The sequence below is a fragment of the Blastocatellia bacterium genome, from assembly GCA_025055075.1.
Taxonomy (GTDB): domain Bacteria; phylum Acidobacteriota; class Blastocatellia; order HR10; family HR10; genus HR10.
In genome coordinates this window covers 1-1,515 of record JANWYV010000040.1, presented here as the reverse complement: position 1 = coordinate 1,515, position 1,515 = coordinate 1, and the positions used below count along the sequence as shown (strand labels likewise).

Below are 1,515 nucleotides of genomic sequence, written 5' to 3'. Positions count from 1 at the left end.
GATGAGCTGCTCGGGGTGGCGGGTCAGGTGGAGATCGCCTACTTTCTCGAAGCCTCGCGGGCCGTGGTGAAAGGGCCGTATGACCTCTCCCTCGTTGAAGGCTCGATCACCACGCCGCATGATGCGGAGCGCATTCATCAGGTGCGTCGCGCTTCGAAATACCTGGTCACCATCGGCGCGTGCGCCACGGCGGGCGGCATTCAAGCGCTGCGGAATTTCAAAGATGTGCGAGAGTTCATCTCGATCGTCTACGCTACGCCGGCCTACATCGAGACGCTCAACAAATCCACACCGATCGCTGATCACGTCTTCGTTGACTTCGAGCTGCGAGGATGTCCCGTCAACAAGCACCAACTGTTGGAAGTGATCAGCGCGTTTCTCAACGGACGGAAGCCGAACACGCCGCCGCACAGCGTCTGCATGGATTGCAAGCGCCGGGGCATCGTCTGTGTGATGGTCGCGCAGGGTGTACCGTGTCTCGGCCCGGTCACGCATGCCGGATGTGGAGCCATCTGTCCGGCCTATCATCGCGGGTGCTACGGATGTTTTGGCCCGAAGGAGACACCGAACACCGGTTCGCTCAGTCAGTGGTGGACTCGCCTGGGCGTGAGGGAACAAGACATCGTGCGAGCATTTCGCGGCTTCAACGCCTATGCCGAACCGTTTCGCAAAGAGAGCGAAGCGCACGAGAAAGTGTGAAATCGCTTTCGCTGACGGATGGGTTGGGGCGGGCGGTCTGTTACCAGCTCGACATGGTTGGATCCGTCAGCTCTCCCCATCCGCCGGTTCGCTGAAAGGACGGAGGGTATGGCGACGAGAACGATTAAAGTGGATTATCTCGCCCGCGTGGAAGGTGAGGGCGGGTTGTACGTCAAAATCAAGGATGGTGAGCTTCGAGATGTCAAGTTGAAGATTTTCGAGCCGCCGCGCTTCTTCGAGGCGTTCTTGCGCGGTCGCTCCTACGCCGAAGCGCCCGACATCACCGCACGCATCTGCGGCATCTGCCCCCTCGCCTACCCGATGAGCGCCGTCCACGCCAGCGAGGATGCGTTTGGGATCAAAGTGGACGGGCAGCTCCGTGTGCTACGACGGCTCATCTATTGCGGCGAGTGGATCGAGAGTCACGCGCTGCACGTCTACCTGCTTCACGCCCCTGATTTCCTCGGCTATGCCGATGCCATACAGATGGCTAAAGATCATCCTGGTATCGTTCAGCGCGGCCTCCAGTTGAAAAAGGTGGGAAACGAAATCGTGGCGCTTCTTGGTGGTCGAGAAATCCATCCAATCAACGTTCGCGTCGGCGGCTTTTATCGAGTCCCCGCAAAACGAGAGCTGGCTCCTCTGGCCGAGCAACTGAAATGGGCGCGCGAAGCAGCCCTGGAGACGGTCCGATGGGCGGCGACGCTTCCCTTCCCCGAGTTCGAGCAGGACTATGAGTTCGTCGCTCTCCGTCACCCGGATGAGTATCCCTTCAATGAAGGGCGCTTGGTGTCCAATAAAGGATTGGACATCGCC

The 1,515-nt window shown here is 59.5% G+C and carries 2 protein-coding genes; both read left to right on the top strand.

The window, feature by feature from the left end:
• On the top strand, positions 1-699 hold a 699-nt coding region (locus NZ746_10230), incomplete at its 5' end, for an oxidoreductase (protein MCS6817740.1).
• A gap of 108 nt (positions 700-807) precedes the next feature.
• The coding region (locus NZ746_10225) for a nickel-dependent hydrogenase large subunit (protein ID MCS6817739.1) at positions 808-1,515 on the top strand (708 nt) is incomplete at its 3' end.